This window comes from Roseateles sp. P5_E1 (assembly GCF_054049335.1).
Window position 1 is genome coordinate 1 of the sequence record NZ_JBFUMN010000010.1, and the last position, 17,078, is coordinate 17,078.

Below are 17,078 nucleotides of genomic sequence, written 5' to 3' on the forward strand. Positions count from 1 at the left end.
GGCTGGCGCGAGGCCGGCGTGCCGGCACGCCGCGCGCCCCGCTACGCGCGCTGCGGCAACCTGGACAGCGCGGCCGCATGCAACTGGCTGCTGGACGTCACGGAAGTGATGGCCGGCTTGACGCTGTGCCGCTGTTGCCGGCTGACGCGTACCGTGCCGGACCTGTCCCAGCCCGAAGCCGGCCTTTGGTGGGGGCGCATCGAAGCGGCCAAGCGCCGCCTGGTGTCGTCGTTGATCGGCCTGGGCCTGCCGGTGCTGTCGCGCGCCGAGGATGCCGAGGAGGGCCTGGCCTTTGACCTGCTGCTGGCGCCACCCGAAGGCCCGGCCGTCATCACCGGCCATGCCGACGGCGTCATCACGCTGGACGTGTCCGAGGCCGACGACGCGCGCCGCGAGGCCCGGCGCCACCAGCTCGGCGAGCCCTACCGCACGCTGCTGGGCCATCTGCGCCACGAGACCGGCCACTACTACTGGCAGCGCCTCGTCGAGCCGACGGACTGGCTGCCCGCCTGGCGCGAGCTCTTCGGCGACGAGCGCGAGGACTATGGCCAGGCGCTCCAGCGCCACTACGCCAACGGCGCGCCCCCCGACTGGGGCCAGCGTTTCGTCAGCGCCTACGCCAGCGCCCACCCCTGGGAGGATTGGGCCGAGACCTGGGCGCACTACCTGCACCTGGTCGACACGCTGGACACGGCCCGCAGCTTCGGCCTGGATGGCGAGCGCGTGGAGTTGAACTACGAGCGCTTCGACGCCAACCTGGTGGCGGATGCCKGTTTTCTGCAGCTCATCAACAGCTGGATGGAACTGACCGGCGTGCTCAACGAGCTGTCACGCAGCATGGGCGTGGCCGACTTCTATCCCTTCGTGCTGTCGGCGCAGGCGGTGCGCAAGCTGCACCTGGTGCACCGCGTCGTGCAAGGTGCTCGGTCATGAGGTTGGGCCGCCCACTGCTGTGCGCATTTTTCGCGCCCGGGCAGCGGCCCCGGCGCGGGGCCGCTGCCAGGCCTTAGTTGCGGCCGCGGCGCGGAGCTCGCGTGCCGTCCGCGGGCCGTGAAGACGGTTGCGTCATGCGGGCATGGCAGTGCCCGCGGCAGCTCTCAGCGCCAGTGCGGCGCCAGTGCGACCGGTGCCGGCCGGGTGTGCAGCTCAGGCAACTGCGGCGGCGGCGAGGGATGGGTACCCACCCGCGCATCCAGGCGAGCCAGCACCTCGTCGACATTCAGCGGCTTGGGCCACAGTTCGCAGAAGCCCCAGTCCTCGACCGGGAAGTTGACGTCGGCCGTCACGGCCACGGCTGGCACCGACTCGCAGCCAGGCAGCGCCCGCAGCAGGCCGAGCAACCGACTGCCGTGGCAATCGGGCAGGCCCAGGTCGAGCAGCAGCAGGGCGGGGTGCAGGCCGGCCGCCATGCAAAGCGCCTCTTCGCCCGTGGTGGCGACGAGGAGCTCCAGCTGAGGCCGTCTTTCCAGAATCGCGGCCATCAACAGCGCATTGACCGGGTGGTCCTCGACATAGAGAACGGGTCGGCGGGCTGGGCTGGGCATGGGTCCTCCGGAATGAAAGCTCAGGCCTGGTGGCAATCCGCGTGCCCGGCGCCGCGATGCAAGCCGGSCACCGCCCTTGCCACTGACGGGCTCTCGCCAACCAGGGCCCATCTATGTCCACTTCCGCCGCCACCACCGACGCGCCGCGCAGCTTCGGCGTCTTCAAGCCGGTCGGCCACGTCGTCATTTCATTCCCCGAGGCGGGCCAGGCCGCCCGCGCCGGCCAGGCCATGGCCGACTTCGGCCTGCCTGACGGCGCGGTGCGCCACTACAGCGACCAGGAGATGCTCAGGCAGATCGACGAGGACATCGCCCACGCCAGCCCGCTCGCCTCGGTGGGACAGGAGATGAATCTCGTGCTCGCCCACCGCGCGCTCGCCGCCAAGGGCTACCACTGGCTGGTTGTCCGTGTCGCCAATGACGACCAGGCCATCCAGGTGGCCCGGGCCGCCCAGGGCTGCGGCGCCGAGCGCGCCCAGCACTATGGCCACTTCATCATCGAAGAGCTCATCGAGCGGCCCGGCAACATCGCCCAGGTCGCCGAATCGCCCGACCGCGGCCTGGACGCGCAGACGCCCTCGGGCAAGGAAACCGAAGCGGCCCAGTTGAAGAAGGACCCACGATGACGACAGTCGACAAGACCCTCCAGACCCAGCGCGCCATCCAGAAGCGCCAGGACCAGGCCGATGCCGGGCAAGCCAAGCAGGGCAAGAAGGAAGAAGAGAGCGGCGCCATGCAGGCTGGCGCCCGCAAGCAGCCCGAAACCCTGCCGGCCCAGCATCTGCAAAAGCCCGGACGGGAGGCCGACCTCGAACTCGCGCCGCGCTTCCTGGCACCCGACTACCGCGGCAGCGCCAAGCTGCAGGACTTCGTCGCCCTCATCACGGGCGCCGACTCCGGCATCGGTCGCGCCGTGGCGGTGTTGTTCGCGCGCGAGGGCGCCGATGTGGCTGTGGCCTACCACTCCTCCACCGAGGATGCCGAAGAGACTCGCCGCTGCATCGAGGCCGAGGGCCGCCAATGCCTGCTGCTGCAGGGCGACGTGAAGGACAGCCGCTGGTGTGAGGACGCCGTCGACCAGGTCATGGAGCGCTTCGGCAAGATCGACGTGCTCGTCAACAACGCCGCCTTTCAGGAGCACGCCTCCTCGCTGGAGGATCTCGACGACGAACGCATCATGGAGACGCTGGACACCAACATCGGTGGCTATCTGCGCATGGCCCGCGCGGTGCTGCCGCATCTGAAGGCAGGCGGCTCCATCATCAACACCGGCTCGACGACCGGCCTGCGGGGCAGCGCCAAGCTCATCGACTACTCGGCCACCAAGGGCGCCATCCATGCGCTGACCAAGTCGCTGGCCAGCAACCTCATCGAGCGCGGCATCCGCGTCAATGCCGTCGCGCCGGGGCCGGTGTGGACGCCACTGAATCCGGCCGATTCGCCCGCCGACAAGGTGGCCGAGTTCGGCAAGCAGACCGATCTGAAGCGTGCGGCCCAGCCGGAGGAGCTGTCGCCGGCCTATGTCTTCCTCGCCGCGCCGGTCTGCGCCGGCTACATCACCGGCATCGTGCTGCCCGTGACCGGCAGCGTCGGCGCCATCTGAGCACGCGGCTGGCAAGCCCTGCTGCAAGTTCTTCCACCGCGCGCAACGCGCGAGCGGCACCCCGTTTGCCTGATGCCGGTGACTTCACCTCGACCAGGAGCACATCATGAATCTGATTGTCTGGCTCATCTCCGGGGGCATCATCGGCTGGATTGCCAGCCTGCTGATGCGCACCGACGGCGAACAGGGCGTCATCCTCAATGTCTTGGTTGGCATCGTCGGCGCAGCCATTGGCGGCTGGCTGATCTCGCCCATGGTGGGCATCCCGAGCATCAATCAAGACGCTCTCAGCCTGGGTGCTCTCGTCGTGTCCCTGCTGGGCGCGGTCGTGCTGCTGGCGATCGTCAACCTGATCCGCCGCGGCACCCTGCGCTGAACCGTCACCCGCTTTCCAACCCCAAGGACCACCATGGCCACCACCACTGCCAATACGCCCTTCCCGACCTCGTCGGTCTCGCCCGCCACGCCCGCGCCTGCCGCAGCCGTCGTCAACGACACGGCCGCGAAGGCCGGTGAGGCCATCGACAAGGGCGCAGCCGTCGGTCACGACGTGCTGAACCGCGTCGTGCAGGGTGCGCACAGCGCCATCGACCGCGTGGCCGAGACAGCCGCCCCCGCCGTGCAGCGCTTGCAGGACGGCGTGCAGGCCGCTAGCGAATCGCTGAGCCAGCGCGCCAGCGATGCGCGCGACCTGGGCGATGAATGGGCGGAGAGCCTGCGCAGCACCGTGCGCGAGCATCCGCTGGCCGCCATCGCGACGGCCCTGGCCGTCGGCGTGCTGGTTGCCCGGCTCGCCCGCTGAGGCGGCCTTGGCCGACTCACCGCAAGACCAGCCCGCCCCACTGCTGGAGCAACTGCAGTCGCTGTGGCGCGAGTTGCCTGGCCTGGTCAGCGACCGGGTCGAGTTGCTGTCGCTGGAGCTGCAACGCGCGGTCCAGGCGCTGGCCCAGATCGTTGCACTGATGGTGGCCGTGGCCATCCTCGGTGTGACGGCCTGGCTGGTGCTGTGGGCCGGCGTCATCCGCCTGCTGGTCGCGGCCGGGCTGCCGCTGGAGGTGGCCCTGCTGCTGGCCATCGCCGTCAACGGGCTGGCCATCGTGCTGGCGCTGCAACGCGTGCGCAGCCTGCTGCCCAGGTTGCGCCTGCCCGCAACGCGGCGCCACCTGATGCTGGCTCCCGACCCGCAACCCAATGAGGCCAGCGATGAACGCGCCGCTGCCTGAACCCGATATCGATGCCCGCATCCTGGATGTCGAGCACCGGCTGATGGCGCGCGAGGCCAGGCTGCACGCGGGTGTCGAAGGTCTCACGGGCCAGCTGCGCCACCGCTTGCAACCCAGGAAGCTGCTGCTGCCGGTGGGTGGCGCGCTGCTCGGCATTGCCGCGCTGCTGGCGCTGCGCCGACGCCCTCACGCCGAGCCCGCAACGGCGCGCCCCGCCAGCGCGTTGCGGAACGTTCCCTGGCTGCGCCTGCTTGGCCTGGCCTGGCCGCTGCTGCCCGAGCGCTGGCGCGGCCGCGTCAGCCCCGCTGCGGCGAGCAGCTTCGTGACGCTGGGGCTGCCCCTGGTCGAGACCTTGCTCGRCACGCATCGGGCCGAGCCACTGGCCACCGTTGCCGAGGTCGACCTGGCGCAGCTCAGCGGCCGCTGGTTCGTGGTTGGCGAGTTGAAAGCGCACGGTGCGCCGGCGTTGCAGCCGCCGGAGTTCGGCCTGCTGCCGCGCGACGACGGGCGGCTGGATCTGCTGGAACGCCGGGTCGACGGCAATGGCACCCACGGCAGCGAGGCCTTGGTGGAGCCGGTGCCAGGCGGCCAAGGCGCCCGGCTCAGGATCAGCCACTGGCCCGAGGCGTTGCGCTGGCTGCCGCTGGCCTGGCTCGAGCATGGCGTGCTGCATGTCGATCCGACTTATGACGAGGCGCTGATTGGCAGCACCGGGCGGGACGCGCTGTGGTTGCTGTCACGCCGACCGACGCTGGTCGCGGAGCGCCGCCAGACGCTGGTGCAGCTCGCGCGGGATCGCGGCTTCGCGGTGGAAAAGCTGCGCTTTTACGACGCTGGCTGATCCCCGGGCACGGCGGCACACGCCTTGCCTGCGATGGGTGCGGGGCCGTCCCGCGTTTCACAGCCGGAGGTTTTCATGGCACGCAGCAGCCTGCTAGGTATCGATTCCGCCGCGGCCGAGCCCGCCGGCCGCGATAAGGCGAGCCTGGGGCCCAGCGACAGCTCGGACAGCGGCAGCGACGTGGCGGGCATGGACGGTGAAGACGACGGTACCGACCCCGGCCTGCCCGTCGACGTGGCCCTGCGCGACGATCAGGCGGCGCCCTTGCCGCTGGGCGAATCGCTGCCGTCCAGCGAAGGCGAGACGGGGGTGCGCGACGGCGCCGACATCGGCGTGGACCGCGTCTTCACGCCGGGCGAAGCCGATGACACCGAAGCGTTGCTCACGGCCATCGACGAAGCGCCGCAAAGCGAGGACGACGAGGACGATGAAGATGAAGAGGAGGAGCAGGAGGGTGAGGCCAGCCTGGTCAACACCCCTGCCAAGCCTCGCCAGCGCGCCACCAAGGCCGCGCCGGCGCAAACCGACAGCGAGGAGCGGCCCGGCGATGCCGATGCCGAATCCTCGCACCGCCCCGGCCGAAGCTAGGGCGGCTGCACGCTCAGACGGCGGCGCGAGCCTGGTCGCGCAGCGTGCGCACCTGCAGGTGGTTGCGCTTCACGCCTTCGTACTGGCGCTCCACGAGCATGCGCACATCGGGCGGCAGGGCCTCTTCCAGCGCCTTGCGATAGGCGCTCATCGCGCTGTCCTCACCGCGCTCGGTCTCCTCGAGGATGGCCTTGTCGGTGTAGCCGGCCAGCGTGCCCTTCACGGCCACCCAGCCGCGGTGCATTGCACCGGCGGCGGTGCCGCTGTCCTCGGCCTTGCCGCCCAGGCGCACGACCTGCGACTGCAGTTCGGTGGCAGCCTGGCGGCACTCCTCGGCGCGGCGCTCAAAGGACTGCTTGATTGCCGGGTCCTTCAGGTATTCCGCGGAGGCGTGGAAACCGTATTCACCGTCCTTGCAGGTTTCGATCAGGTCGTTCAGTGTGTCGATGATGTCGTCGTTGCTCATGGCAGATCCTTTCAGGGTTCGATGAAGACGCGCCGGCCGCCCGCAGGCATACCGTGCGTCCAGCCCTGGCATCGGCATTTGGCATGCCTGCGCCTGCCGCGGTGGCTGAGTTGTCGTTACGGCGTGTGGCCGGCCGTGGGCGGCGGGTGGGCGATGCGTGCCGCCGCAAGGGCCGCCTGCAGCGCGGCCAGCAGCTCGGCCGGCGCGCAGGGCTTGTGCAGGGTGATGAACTCGCCTTCGCCAATGGCCGAGTTGTTGAAGCCGGTGATCAGCACCACCGGCAGGCGCGGGCGGTGCTCGCGCAGCCGGCGCGCCAGCGCGACCCCGTCCATGGCGCCGGGCATGACGACGTCGCTCAGCACCACATCCGCCCCGGCCCCGTCGTCCAGCAGGCGCAGGGCGGCGCCCACCTCGGCGGCGCGCAACACGCGGGCACCATGGGCCATCAGCAGTGCCGCCGTCACGTCGCCCAGGGCCTCGTCATCCTCGACCAGCAGCACCGTGGCGCCGGCAATGCTCTGCGGGGCCGTGTCGGCAAAGGCCGGCATCTGGTTGTCCTGGGCGTTGCTCGCCACCGGCAGCAGCAGCGACACCGTGGTACCCACGCCCGGCGTGCTGGCCAGGCGCGCGGTGCCGCCGGCCTGGGTCGCGAAACCATGGACCTGGCTCAGGCCCAGGCCGCTGCCCTGGCCTACGCCCTTGGTCGTGAAGAAGGGCTCGAAGGCATGCTCGACCAGGGACGGCTCCAGCCCCATGCCGTCGTCCCCCACGGTCAGCAGCACATAGTCCCCCGGCGGCAGGCCTTCCTTGTCGTGCGCCTCGGCATTGCTGGCCCGCAACCGCAGCTCGCCGCCCGTCGGCATCGCGTCGTGGGCGTTCAACGCCAGGTTGACGAGGGCCAGATCCAGCTCGTTGGCGTCCACCCGCACCGGCCAGACGTTGGCCGCCACCTGCACCTGGATCTCGATGCGCCGCCCGAGCACGCTGCGCATCAGCTCCTGCACCTCGGGCAGGTAGCGGGCTAGCGACAGAGTCTGCACCCGCACCGGCCGGCGGCCGGAAAAGCGCAGCAGATGCTGGGTCAGCGCGCTGCCCTTGTCGACCGAGCGCTGCGTGGCGCGCAGCGGCCCCTGCAGCTCGGCGGCGCTGGGGTGGCGCTGCATCAGGTGCATGCTGTTGCTGATGACGCCCAGCAGGTTGTTGAACTCGTGCGCCACGCCGCCGGTGAGCCGGCCCAGGGCGACGACGCGCTGGCTCTGGGCGCCCCGCTGCTCGACATGGCGCGTGCGCTCCACGGCCTGGGCCACGCTGAGTTCCAGCTCGGCGCGGCTGGTCTCCATGTCGCGCGCCGCGCTGGCCAGGGCCTCGGCCACCTCGTCGCACTCGGCCATGCCGGTCGGGGCGGCCTGCACCGGCCGGCCGGCCTGCAGGTCCTGGGCGAGGCGCTTGAGAGCGCCTATCGGCCGCTCGATGCGGCGGGACACCCAGATGGCGCCGGCCATGGCCAGGGCCAGCAGTGCCAGCGCGCCCACCGCCACGCGTTGCACGGCCTGGGGCACGCGGCCGGCGAATTCCTCGCGCGGCATGGCGCTGACATAACTCCAGCCGAGGGCCGAGGTGCTGAAGTAGCCCGCCGTGGCGCGGCCGTCCAGCGAGATCGATTCGAAGCCGCCTTCGCGCGCCGCCGCCATGCGCTGACGCAGGTCGGCGCGGCCCTCGCGGCCGACATAGGCCGCGCCGCCGGGCAGCCGGGCCACGAGGCGGCCGCTGCTGTCCATGACAGCGCCTATCCAGCCCGGATGCGGCGACTGCGCCTGCAGGACGCGCTGCAGCTCCGAGGGCCGCACCGTGACGACCAGGTTGTAGACCAGGCGGCCGTCGCGGGTCACCGGCTCCACCCAGGCGGCATGCGGCTCCGGGGGCACGCCCGTGGGAGTGGGCGCAACGGGTTGCAGCGGCAGCATGACGGGGGTGGCACTCAGCGCCTCAGGCGCGCTGGATTCGGCGCTGGCGCCGTCGCCCGGCCGGGTGCTCAGCAGCAGCTTGCCCGGTGCCCTCAGCTCAACCCAGCCGCTCAGCCCCTGCATGGCGCGCCGGGCCAGGCGCTCGAAGGCCAGGCGGCTCTCCTCGCGCAGCGGCCCGGGGCCGTCCAGCGCGGGTGACTGCGCCAGCACCTGGGCGATGGCCGCGCGGCGCGACAGCTCGCCGTCGACCAGCAGGGACAGCGCGCGGGTCGTGTCGCGCAACGTGCGCTCATGCGCGTCGCGTTCGGTCTCGTAGATGCTGGCAATGAGCCAGGCGACGCCCAGCATGCCGGGCAGCAGCACCGACAGCACGAGCAACAGCAAACGGGAACGAATGGTGACCGGCATGGCGGGTCCAGGTGCGGCAGGCGTGAGCGGATTGCACGGACGCAACCATAGCGCTGTGGCCCGCCCCGGCCACGAAGAAGTATCAGGCCGCCTCGGCAATTGGCGTGCCCGACTGCGTGCGGCTGAGCCACCGCCCCTAGGTGTAGTGCTTGCGTGAGCGGGATTTCGATGGCGGCCCGCGCAGCAGCGAGCCCAGCGACGGCGACGGCGCGTGCCGGTCGCCCTCCAGGAAGCGCCGCAGCAGCGCCAGGCCCCGCCGGCGCTGGCACACGCTGCGCAGCCCGATCAGCAGGGGCACGGCGATGAGGGCGCCGACGATGCCCCACAGCCAACCCCAGAACAGCACCGACAGGAAGACCGACACAGTGCTCAGCGACAGCCGGCGCCCGACGATGACCGGGCTGACGATGTTGCTTTCCACCGCATGGATGGCCATGAAGGACAGCGTGGGGCCGAAGATCTCCGGCCCGGTCTCGAAGGTCGCGATGCCGGCGAGCAGCAGCAGCACCATCAGCGCCATCGGGCCGAGGTAGGGAATGAAGCACAGCAGCGCGGCGATGCAGCCCCACAGCGTCGGGTTGGGCAGGCCCAGCAGCCACAGCACCAGGGCCAGGATGACGCCCACGACCGCGTTGATGATGCCGACGGCGGCGAGGTAGTGGCTGATGTCGCGCTGGGCTGCGCGCACGCCACCCAGCAGCAGCGCGCGGGTGCGCCGGCGCGGCAAGGCCTCGATGCTGCGGGACAGCAACCATTGCTCGGAAGCGAGCAGGAAATAGGTCAGGATGACCGTGGCCGCGGCTGCCAGCAGGAAGGACAGGCCCCGTGTCAGCACCAGGCCGGTCAAGGCCACGCCTTCGGTAGCCAGCCTTTCCTTCAAAGGGTCCGATGCCGGTGTCGCCGCCACCCGGCCGAGCCGCGTGGCGGGCTGCGGTGGGCTCAAGCCCGGAATGGCGGCCCGCAGCTTCTCCAACTGCTCCAGCAGCTGGGCGACGGTGGTGGGCGCGGCCTGCCACCAACTGGCGGCCGGGCGCGCCAGGCTGCTGGCCACGGACACGGTGGACAGCAGCAGTGCCAGCACCAGCAGCAGTGCGCCGATGGAGGGCGGCACGCCGCGGCTGTGGAGCCAGCGCACGGCAGGCGCCAGAGCGAAGGTCAGCATGACGGCGATCAGCACCGGCGCCAGCAGCGGCCGGGCCTCGCGCACGGCGAAAACCAGGGCGACAAAAAAAATGCCGCGCAGAGCCCAAGTGCTGCGCGGCGGTTGGGACGGCTCGAGTCGCGGGTCGGGCGCCGTCATGGGGTCCCCGACCTAGTGTGGAGTCACCCTGGCGGCCGCCGTGGCTGGGGTCTGCATGGTGCTCACTTCTCCGGCGGGCGCACGATGATGTTGTTGCGCACTTCCTTCACGTCGGGCGTGCTGCGGGCGAGCTGACCGGCGCGATCTTTCTCGGCCTGCGAAGTGGCGAAGCCGGCGAGCTGCACGGTGCCCTTGAGTGCCTCGACCTGGATGCGCATGGCGCTGACCTGGCTGTCTTCGGCGAAGCGTGCCTTCACGCGGGTCGCGACGGTGGCATCGTCGACATACTGGCCCACGGTGCTCTGGCCGCTGGTGACCGCGCAGCCGCCGGTGCCGAGGGTGGCCAGCGCGACCATCGAGACGATGAGGATCTTCTTCATGCGTTCTCCTATTGCGAGGGATCTCGCGCCCGGCCAAGGGCAAGGGCTGTGCCTGCGCTGGGTTGAAAGGCGAAAAGGGCTGCAGCGGCCGGCGTCGAACATGCCGTATCAGGCGGCACGCTTTGCCGAAATTGCCCGTTCGGGGAGGCCGCCCCGGTAAATCTTGCAGCGGCGCGGCGCCGCGGGCGGGGCGTTCCATGGGCTTCACGCTTGCCATGCGCCGCTATTCCCTGGGGGCGGAGCCAAACTGTTTCGGGATGCGACAAGCAACGCTCGCCGGCACGGAGGTTGCATTGACTGAAGTTCCCGCGCGCCGTCCACGCACGGCGCGGCAAAAGCGACGTTGCCAACAGGAGCACCCGTGCCCTCCATGGACCTCCGTGCCGACCACCGGCAGACCCAGACCCTGTCCCCCCGACTCCAGCATGCAGTGCGTCTGCTGCAGATGTCCTCGCTCGACTTTGCTGCGATGCTCAGAGACACCCTGGGCCGCAACCCTTTCCTCGAGGCCGAGGAGGGCGAGGCCGGTGACGGGGAGGGCAGCACGGCGCTGCCGCTGGCTACCGGCGCCGAGGCCGGCCCGATGGAGCAACCGTCGGCCCTTTCCAGCCTGATGGAGGAGGGTGTTTCGGCCGATGCCGGCACCGAGCTGCCCGCTGCGGCCAACGATCCCGACACCAGCGGCGGGCCCGAGGATGGCAGTGACCGGGACCTGTGGGCGACCGACAGTGCCGGGCAGCGCCGCGCCGAGGACGGCGAACTCAGCGCGCTCGACATGATGGCCGTCGAGACCTCGCTGGCGACGCATCTGCACGGACAACTGAACGTGCTGCCGCTGTCCGATCGTGACCTTGCACTGGCGCGCACCATCGTCGAGTCGTTGGACGACGACGGCTATCTGCGCACGCCGCTGGAGGAGCTGATCGACGTCGCCGGTCTGGAGCCTGCGCCCGAGCTGCAGGAGATGCAGTTCGCGCTGAGGCTTGTGCAGTCGCTGGACCCGGCGGGCGTGGCGGCGCGCGACGTCGGCGAGTGCCTGCTGCTGCAGCTGCCCGGCATCGACTGCGCCGACACGCGGGCCCTGGCCCAGGACATCGTCACCAACCACCTGCCGGCGCTCGCGGCGCGCGACGTGGCTTCGCTGGCGCGCCAGTTGGGCGAGTCGCCGGCGCGCGTCGAGGCGGTCTGCGACCGCATCCGCCGCCTGGACCCGCGGCCGGGCTGGCGCTTCGGCTCCACGCAGGTGCCGTATGTCGTGCCCGACGTGATCGTGAAGAAGGTGCGGGGCCATTGGACCGTGCAGCTCAACCCGGCCATCGTGCCCCGCGTCAGGCTGAACCAGGTCTATGCCCAGCTCTTCCAGCGCCACCGCACGGCGGCCAACGCCGAGCTCGGTGCCCACCTGCAGGAGGCGCGCTGGACGCTGCGCAATGTCGAGCAGCGCTTCTCGACCATCCTGGACGTGGCCGAGGCCATCGTCAGGCGCCAGCACAACTTCCTGGACTACGGTGCCATGGCGATGAAGCCGCTGGGCCTGCGCGAGATCGCCGAGGAAGTGGGCATCCACGAAAGCACCGTCTCGCGTGTGACCAACAACAAATACATGGCCACGCCGGTGGGCGTGCTGGAGCTGAAGTACTTCTTCAGCCGCGCCATGATCAGTGCCAATGGCAGCGCCTGCTCCGGCACGGCGATCCGCGGCCTCATCAAGGACATCATCGAGGCCGAGAGTCCGGATGCGCCGCTGTCGGATGCCGAGATCACGCGTCAACTGGCCCAGCAGGGCCTGGTGGTGGCGCGGCGCACCGTCACCAAGTACCGCCAGATGCTGAAGATCGAGGCGGTGGACCGCCGTCGACGCGTGGCTTGACACGCCCCTCGTCCGGTCTCGCCCTGCTGAACTCGGGCGTGCCCAGCCGGTCCCCCAAGGGGACGGCGATGCGTGCCGGGTTGACCGGCGCGCACATCGCCTAAGCGGGCCGGCTTGGGAGCGGCCCGGCGCTCGGCCCGAATGCACCTGCTGAGATGACTTAGCGCGGCGCCACGCGCCAGATGGCATTGCCCACGTCATCGGCTACCAGCAGCGCGCCGCGAGCATCGACGGCCACGCCGACCGGGCGGCCGCGCGCCTCGCCATCTGCGCTCAGAAACCCCGTCAGCACGTCCACGGGCAGGCCCTGCGGATGCCCGTTTGCAAAGGGGATGTAGACGACCTTGTAGCCCGCGAAGGGCTTGCGGTTCCAGGAGCCGTGCAGGCCGACGAAGACGCCTTCGGACGAGCCACCGGGAAGCAGCTTGGGCACGGGGCTGGTTCCTGCGGCAGTCAGGCCCAGCGCGGCGACGTGAGCGCCCAGCGCATAGTCGGGCACGAGGGCTTTGGCGACGAGATCAGGTCGTGGCGGCTGGGCGCGGCTGTCCACGTGGGCGCCGTACCAGCTGTAGGGCCAGCCGTAAAAACCGCCATCGCGCACCGAGGTCAGGTAGTCGGGCACCAGGTCGCTGCCGAGCTCGTCGCGTTCATTGGCCACGGTCCACAGCATCGGTGCGCCGCCGGGCGCGGCCATCCAGGCCATGCCGTTGGGATTGCGCAGGCCGGYGGCGAAGAGGCGTTTGGCGCCGCTGCTGCGGTCGATCTCCCAGATGGCGGCGCGACCTTCCTCGGCCTCGATGCCRTGCTCGGCSACATTGCTGTTGGAGCCGACCGTCGCGTAGAGCTTGCTGCCGTCGGGGCTGGCGATGAGGCTCTTGGTCCAGTGGTGGTTGCGCGTGCCGGCGGGCAGGTCGGTCAGCTTGCGGCCGGGGCCGCTCAGGCTCGTCTGACCAGGCATGTAGCTGTATTCCCAAACCGCATCGGTGTTGGCCACGTAGAAGCGGTCACCGACCAGGGCCATGCCGAAGGGCGAGTTCAGGTCCTGCAGGAAGACCGTCCTGACCTCGGCGCGGCCGTCGCCGTCGACGTCGCGCAGCAGCGTGACGCGGTTGGCGCTGGGCGTGGCTGAACCGGCCTTGGCCATCAGCTTCTTCATCACCCAGCCCTTGAACCCCTTGCCTTCGTCCGGCCGTGGCGGCGCGTTCGTCTCGGCCACGAGCACGTCGCCGTTGGGCAGCACATGCAGCCAGCGTGGGTGCTCCAGCCCGCTGGCGAAGGCTTGGGCCTGCAGGCCTGGCGCGGCGATCGGCGCCTCGCCGGCTGCCCAAGGGCGGGTCGAGGCGACGTGGGCGGTTGGCACCAGGGTCTGCACCGGTTCGACCAGGGTGGGCCGGGGGCCGACGTCAGCACCCTGAGGCAGGCGGGCGCTCTCGCCACAAGCCGTGAGGGCCGCGGCCAGCAGCAATAGGCAGCGTGTGTTCATACGCAGGTCTGGCAAGCCAGATGCCCGACAGATGCCCGGCGGATTTGCGGCGCAGATGGCCGCGGCCGTGCCGCTGGCCTGAACTTCCCTCAGTGCGGTGCCGTGGCGTCGCCAGGCGCGGAGATCTCGCGCAGGGCGCGGTCGATGTGACCGGACTCGCGCACCGCCAGGTCGCCCAGCGACACGATGCCGATCAGGCGCCCGTTCTTGTCGACCACCGGCAGGCGGCGCAGCTGGCGGGCGCCCATCAGGCGCTTGGCGTCCTCGGCATCCTGATCGGCGGTGCAGGTCTGGACCTCGGGGCTCATGATGTCGGACACGCAAGCCTGGTCGGGATTGAGGCCGTCGGCGATGCCGCGCACCGTGATGTCGCGATCGGTCAGCATGCCGAGCAGGCGTTCACCGTCGCAGACGGGCAGGGCGCCGACATCCAGTTCCTGCATGCACTGCGCCGCGCGGCGCAGGCTTTCCTGCGGCTGGATGGTGCGCACCTGGGTGGACATGATTTCGGCGATGGTCGACATGAGGGTCTCCTGGGTGAGGCGGACAGCGGGCAAGACCGCGGGCCCGGCGCAGGCGAGCCCGCGTTGCCGCGGTCGGTCGGTCAATGGAAGAAGAGATAGACCAGCAGCAGCACGATGCCCGGCACGCCGAGCAGCCACGCGAGAAGATATTTGCCCATGATGATCTCCGGTGAGGTGGGGTAGGCAAAGCTTCGCTGCAACGGCAGCGGTGGGACAGCGGACGAGGCGCGACAGGCGCGTAGGAAGAGCGGCAGCCGACCTGGTCGATGTTGTCAGCGGGCGCGCCATGGGGCGGCCCGCCGGCTTTGCTGAGCCGCGACGTAGGACTGGACCCACCCGCCGACCCGGCCCAGGCCGGCCCGGGTGCACTGCCTGGCTCGTTAGTCTGACGCCAGTCCCCTAGGCAAGTCGTCACGGGGGTCGTCACAAAGGAGCACACCATGAACACCGATCAAGTCAAGGGCAGCGTCAAGGACATCGCGGGCAAGGCGCAACGCAAGCTGGGCGAGGCCATTGGCAGCACCGAGCAGCAGGTCAAGGGCGCCGCGACCCAGGTCGAGGGCAAGGTCCAAAAGGCCGTGGGCGATGCCCGCGAGGTCGTCAAGGACGCCCGCGACCAGCGCAAGATCTGATTGCGCCGCACGCCATGCCCCCGCCGCCGGACCTCAGGGTCCGGCGGYGCTTTTTCTGTCGAGAGGTACACCATGCGTTCTTCCAAGATTCCGTTGCGCCACGGCGCGACGGCCACCCTTATCGTGGCGGCCCTGCTGGCCGCTGGCTGCTCGTCGATGAGCGAGCGTGAACAGGGCACCGCCAAGGGTGCCGGGGCTGGCGCCGTGGCCGGCGCCATCATTGGTTCGGTGACCGGCGGCAGCGCCGGGCGTGGGGCCGTCATTGGCGGCGCTGTCGGCGCGGTTGCCGGCAACCTGTGGTCCAAGCGCATGGAGGACAAGCGCGCCGCCCTGGCCCAGGCGAGTCAGGGTACCGGCGTCGAGGTCGCGCGCACTGATGACAACCGCCTCAAGCTCAACGTGCCCAGCGACGTGTCCTTCGACACCGGCCGTGCCGACATCAAACCGCAGATGCGCCCGGTGCTCGACGAGATCGGGCGCAACCTGGACCCGGGTGTGCGTGTGACTGTCGTCGGCCATACCGACAGCACCGGCAGCGATGCCATCAACGAGCCGCTGTCGCGCGAACGCGCCGCGGCCGTGCGCGACTATCTGTCGGCCCGCGGCGTGTCGAGTTCGAGAGTCAACGTGGCGGGGCGCGGCTCGCACGAGCCGGTGGCCGGCAACGACACCGAGGCCGGCCGTGCCGCGAACCGCCGCGTGGAGATCTTCCTGGCTGAACAGGGCTAGAGCCAGGAGCCACCAGCCCGTAGTGGGCGCACCGCGGTTGATCAATGAGGGTTGGTGCTAGGCATCCTCGGGCGGCAAATCGACCACCCTTCGCGCATTTCGACCGATTGGAAGATCCATGCGCAAGAGCGTTGCCGTCGTTGTTGCCGGCCTGGTGGCCGGTGCCCTGGACATCGTGGCGGCGTTCGCGAGCTATGCAGCGCAGGGCGCCACCGTCGAAGGCATCCTGAAATACATCGCCAGCGGGCTGCTGGGTGCCTCCGCCTTGCAGGGCGGCGTGGCGATGGCAGGGTTGGGGCTGCTGTTCCACTTCTGCCTGACCACGGCGATGGCTGCGGTTTACATGGCTGCGGCGTTGCGGTTGGGCGCGCTGACGGCGCGCCCCTGGCTGTGGGGCAGCGTCTACGGCCTGCTCACCTGGGTGGCGATGGTCTACGTCGTCGTCCCGCTGTCCGCGGTCAACGGCTGGCAGCTTCCGCACGGATGGAGCATCGTCAGCGGCCTGCTGTCGCACATCTTCTATGTCGGCGTTCCGATCGCCCACATCACGCGCCATGCCTTGCGCCCGCAGGCGGCCTGAGCGTTCTGGTTCGCACCGGCTCAGTCGGGCCGATGCCAGGCCACATCAGGCGTCGCCTGCGGCTGCATGACGCTGCCCGGGGTTGACGCGAAAGAGGGCAGGCGGGCGGTAGCGAGCTTCTCGACATAGTCGGCCAGCGCGGGCCAGTCGAAGAAGCGCGCGTCGGGCTCCCGCAGGGGTGAGCGACGCCAGACGGTCTCGCCGCCACTGTCGAAGAGCAGGCCCTGGCAGCCTGCGCGGTGGCCGGCCTCGACGTCATCCAGCCTGTCGCCCACCATCCAGGAGCGCGCCATGTCCAGGCCGTGGCGGTGGGCGGCGCGGATCAGCATGCCGGGTGCCGGTATGTGGCACAGGCAGGCCGGGCGGCCTTCGTCGTCGGGTGCGTGGGGGCAGACTTCCACGCCCTCGATGCGCACGCCGAACTCCTGCTGCAGCCGTTGCAGCAGCGCCTGCTGCAGGCGCGCGAACTCCGCCCTGGTGAAGCGGCCGCGCGCCAGGCCGCTCTGGTTGGTGACGATGACCAGGGCCAGCCCCGCGCGTTGCAGCCTGGCCAGGGCTTCGCCTGCGCCGGGCATGAAGCGCAGCAGCAGCGGGTCGGCGTTGTGGGGTGCGCCCTCGACGAGGGTGCCGTCCTTGTCGACGAAGAGGCAGGGCCTGAGTGGCGCGCGGGCCGGCGCCGGCTGCTGCAGGTCGCGCAATGTCAGACCGCTCAAGGCATAGGGTGCATAGCTCATGGGCGCACCTCGGGCTCGGCAAGGGCGGAGGTCGGGAAACGGCAGTCGCTCATGTCGGGGGTCCGGGCTGAAGAAGGTGCGGCACCGCTCCCGGCAATCGGCGTGCCCGCCCCGGAACGACGCTGCGCAGCGCTTCATGACGGCGGCAACATGAGCCTGCTTGCCCTGGCGACGCGACGCGTCCCGGCGTCCTACACAGCGATGCGGCG

20 protein-coding genes are annotated in these 17,078 nt (G+C 70.4%); 12 read left to right on the forward strand and 8 right to left on the reverse strand.

The genetic code is table 11. From position 1 onward, the window contains the following. On the forward strand, window positions 1-933 hold a 933-nt coding region (locus ACXJKJ_RS11470), incomplete at its 5' end, for a zinc-binding metallopeptidase family protein (protein ID WP_457390178.1). A gap of 164 nt (window positions 934-1,097) precedes the next feature. On the opposite strand, the gene ACXJKJ_RS11475 is transcribed toward ACXJKJ_RS11470, so the two are convergent. Then, window positions 1,098-1,544: a response regulator gene (locus ACXJKJ_RS11475; RefSeq protein ID WP_056198749.1), complete on the reverse strand. Its 447-nt coding sequence runs from the start codon at window positions 1,542-1,544 to the stop codon at window positions 1,098-1,100. 113 nt (window positions 1,545-1,657) lie between these two features. Here ACXJKJ_RS11475 and ACXJKJ_RS11480 point away from each other — a divergent pair, with 113 nt between their 5' ends. The 7 genes from ACXJKJ_RS11480 to ACXJKJ_RS11510 all read left to right on the forward strand — a co-directional run bounded on the left by ACXJKJ_RS11480 (window position 1,658) and on the right by ACXJKJ_RS11510 (window position 5,799). Then, complete coding sequence (locus ACXJKJ_RS11480; protein ID WP_457390179.1) at window positions 1,658-2,170, forward strand: hypothetical protein; 513 nt, start codon at window positions 1,658-1,660, stop codon at window positions 2,168-2,170. Next, window positions 2,167-3,147, forward strand: a complete 981-nt coding sequence (locus tag ACXJKJ_RS11485) for an SDR family oxidoreductase (RefSeq protein WP_457390180.1) — start codon at window positions 2,167-2,169, stop codon at window positions 3,145-3,147. Before ACXJKJ_RS11480 ends, ACXJKJ_RS11485 begins: the two co-directional genes overlap by 4 nt. A gap of 106 nt (window positions 3,148-3,253) precedes the next feature. Further along, entirely contained in the window at window positions 3,254-3,523 is a 270-nt protein-coding gene (locus ACXJKJ_RS11490; protein WP_056198742.1) for a GlsB/YeaQ/YmgE family stress response membrane protein, read from the forward strand. 33 nt (window positions 3,524-3,556) lie between these two features. Further along, window positions 3,557-3,949 (forward strand): DUF883 family protein, encoded by a 393-nt coding sequence (locus ACXJKJ_RS11495; RefSeq protein ID WP_457390181.1) that lies wholly within the window; start codon window positions 3,557-3,559, stop codon window positions 3,947-3,949. A gap of 7 nt (window positions 3,950-3,956) precedes the next feature. Further along, a complete protein-coding gene (locus ACXJKJ_RS11500) occupies window positions 3,957-4,370 on the forward strand; it encodes a phage holin family protein (protein ID WP_457354418.1) in 414 nt (137 codons plus the stop codon). Next, window positions 4,351-5,211, forward strand: coding sequence for a lipocalin family protein (locus ACXJKJ_RS11505; RefSeq protein WP_457390182.1), 861 nt, complete (start codon window positions 4,351-4,353; stop codon window positions 5,209-5,211). The genes ACXJKJ_RS11500 and ACXJKJ_RS11505 overlap by 20 nt, the downstream gene beginning before the upstream one ends. A gap of 75 nt (window positions 5,212-5,286) precedes the next feature. Further along, window positions 5,287-5,799 carry a hypothetical protein gene (locus ACXJKJ_RS11510; protein ID WP_457390183.1) on the forward strand — a complete coding sequence of 171 codons (513 nt, stop codon included), beginning with the start codon at window positions 5,287-5,289 and terminating at the stop codon, window positions 5,797-5,799. Between the two features lie 13 nt (window positions 5,800-5,812). On the opposite strand, the gene ACXJKJ_RS11515 is transcribed toward ACXJKJ_RS11510, so the two are convergent. The 4 genes from ACXJKJ_RS11515 to ACXJKJ_RS11530 all read right to left on the reverse strand — a co-directional run bounded on the left by ACXJKJ_RS11515 (window position 5,813) and on the right by ACXJKJ_RS11530 (window position 10,317). Further along, window positions 5,813-6,265, reverse strand: a complete 453-nt coding sequence (locus ACXJKJ_RS11515) for a PA2169 family four-helix-bundle protein (RefSeq protein ID WP_457320671.1) — start codon at window positions 6,263-6,265, stop codon at window positions 5,813-5,815. Between the two features lie 116 nt (window positions 6,266-6,381). Further along, window positions 6,382-8,637, reverse strand: coding sequence for an ATP-binding protein (locus tag ACXJKJ_RS11520; protein ID WP_457390184.1), 2,256 nt, complete (start codon window positions 8,635-8,637; stop codon window positions 6,382-6,384). A 136-nt stretch (window positions 8,638-8,773) separates the two neighbouring features. Then, window positions 8,774-9,937, reverse strand: a complete 1,164-nt coding sequence (locus ACXJKJ_RS11525) for an AI-2E family transporter (RefSeq protein ID WP_457390185.1) — start codon at window positions 9,935-9,937, stop codon at window positions 8,774-8,776. Between the two features lie 62 nt (window positions 9,938-9,999). After that, window positions 10,000-10,317, reverse strand: coding sequence for a BON domain-containing protein (locus ACXJKJ_RS11530; protein WP_457390186.1), 318 nt, complete (start codon window positions 10,315-10,317; stop codon window positions 10,000-10,002). A gap of 361 nt (window positions 10,318-10,678) precedes the next feature. On the opposite strand from ACXJKJ_RS11530, the gene rpoN reads away from it, so the two are divergent. Further along, entirely contained in the window at window positions 10,679-12,187 is a 1,509-nt protein-coding gene (gene rpoN, locus ACXJKJ_RS11535) for an RNA polymerase factor sigma-54 (RefSeq protein WP_457390187.1), read from the forward strand. Window positions 12,188-12,347: 160 nt separating this feature from the next. Here rpoN and ACXJKJ_RS11540 read toward each other — a convergent pair whose 3' ends face one another. Together ACXJKJ_RS11540 and ACXJKJ_RS11545 are read right to left on the reverse strand one after the other, a co-directional pair. Beyond that, the gene (locus tag ACXJKJ_RS11540) at window positions 12,348-13,670 is read right to left on the reverse strand and encodes a PQQ-dependent sugar dehydrogenase (RefSeq protein WP_457390188.1); all 1,323 of its coding nucleotides are present in this window, start codon (window positions 13,668-13,670) and stop codon (window positions 12,348-12,350) included. An 89-nt stretch (window positions 13,671-13,759) separates the two neighbouring features. After that, window positions 13,760-14,194 (reverse strand): CBS domain-containing protein, encoded by a 435-nt coding sequence (locus ACXJKJ_RS11545; RefSeq protein ID WP_056198705.1) that lies wholly within the window; start codon window positions 14,192-14,194, stop codon window positions 13,760-13,762. Window positions 14,195-14,634: 440 nt separating this feature from the next. Between ACXJKJ_RS11545 and ACXJKJ_RS11550 the strand changes: the two genes are divergently transcribed. The 3 genes from ACXJKJ_RS11550 to ACXJKJ_RS11560 all read left to right on the forward strand — a co-directional run bounded on the left by ACXJKJ_RS11550 (window position 14,635) and on the right by ACXJKJ_RS11560 (window position 16,135). After that, on the forward strand, window positions 14,635-14,826 hold the full coding sequence (locus ACXJKJ_RS11550) for a CsbD family protein (RefSeq protein ID WP_056198702.1): 192 nt from the start codon (window positions 14,635-14,637) through the stop codon (window positions 14,824-14,826). A 72-nt stretch (window positions 14,827-14,898) separates the two neighbouring features. Next, on the forward strand, window positions 14,899-15,555 hold the full coding sequence (locus ACXJKJ_RS11555) for an OmpA family protein (RefSeq protein WP_457390189.1): 657 nt from the start codon (window positions 14,899-14,901) through the stop codon (window positions 15,553-15,555). Window positions 15,556-15,673: 118 nt separating this feature from the next. After that, window positions 15,674-16,135: a hypothetical protein gene (locus ACXJKJ_RS11560; RefSeq protein WP_457390190.1), complete on the forward strand. Its 462-nt coding sequence runs from the start codon at window positions 15,674-15,676 to the stop codon at window positions 16,133-16,135. A 20-nt stretch (window positions 16,136-16,155) separates the two neighbouring features. On the opposite strand, the gene ACXJKJ_RS11565 is transcribed toward ACXJKJ_RS11560, so the two are convergent. Continuing rightward, window positions 16,156-16,869 carry a D-glycero-alpha-D-manno-heptose-1,7-bisphosphate 7-phosphatase gene (locus ACXJKJ_RS11565; protein ID WP_457390192.1) on the reverse strand — a complete coding sequence of 238 codons (714 nt, stop codon included), beginning with the start codon at window positions 16,867-16,869 and terminating at the stop codon, window positions 16,156-16,158. Window positions 16,870-17,078: the final 209 nt, after the last annotated feature.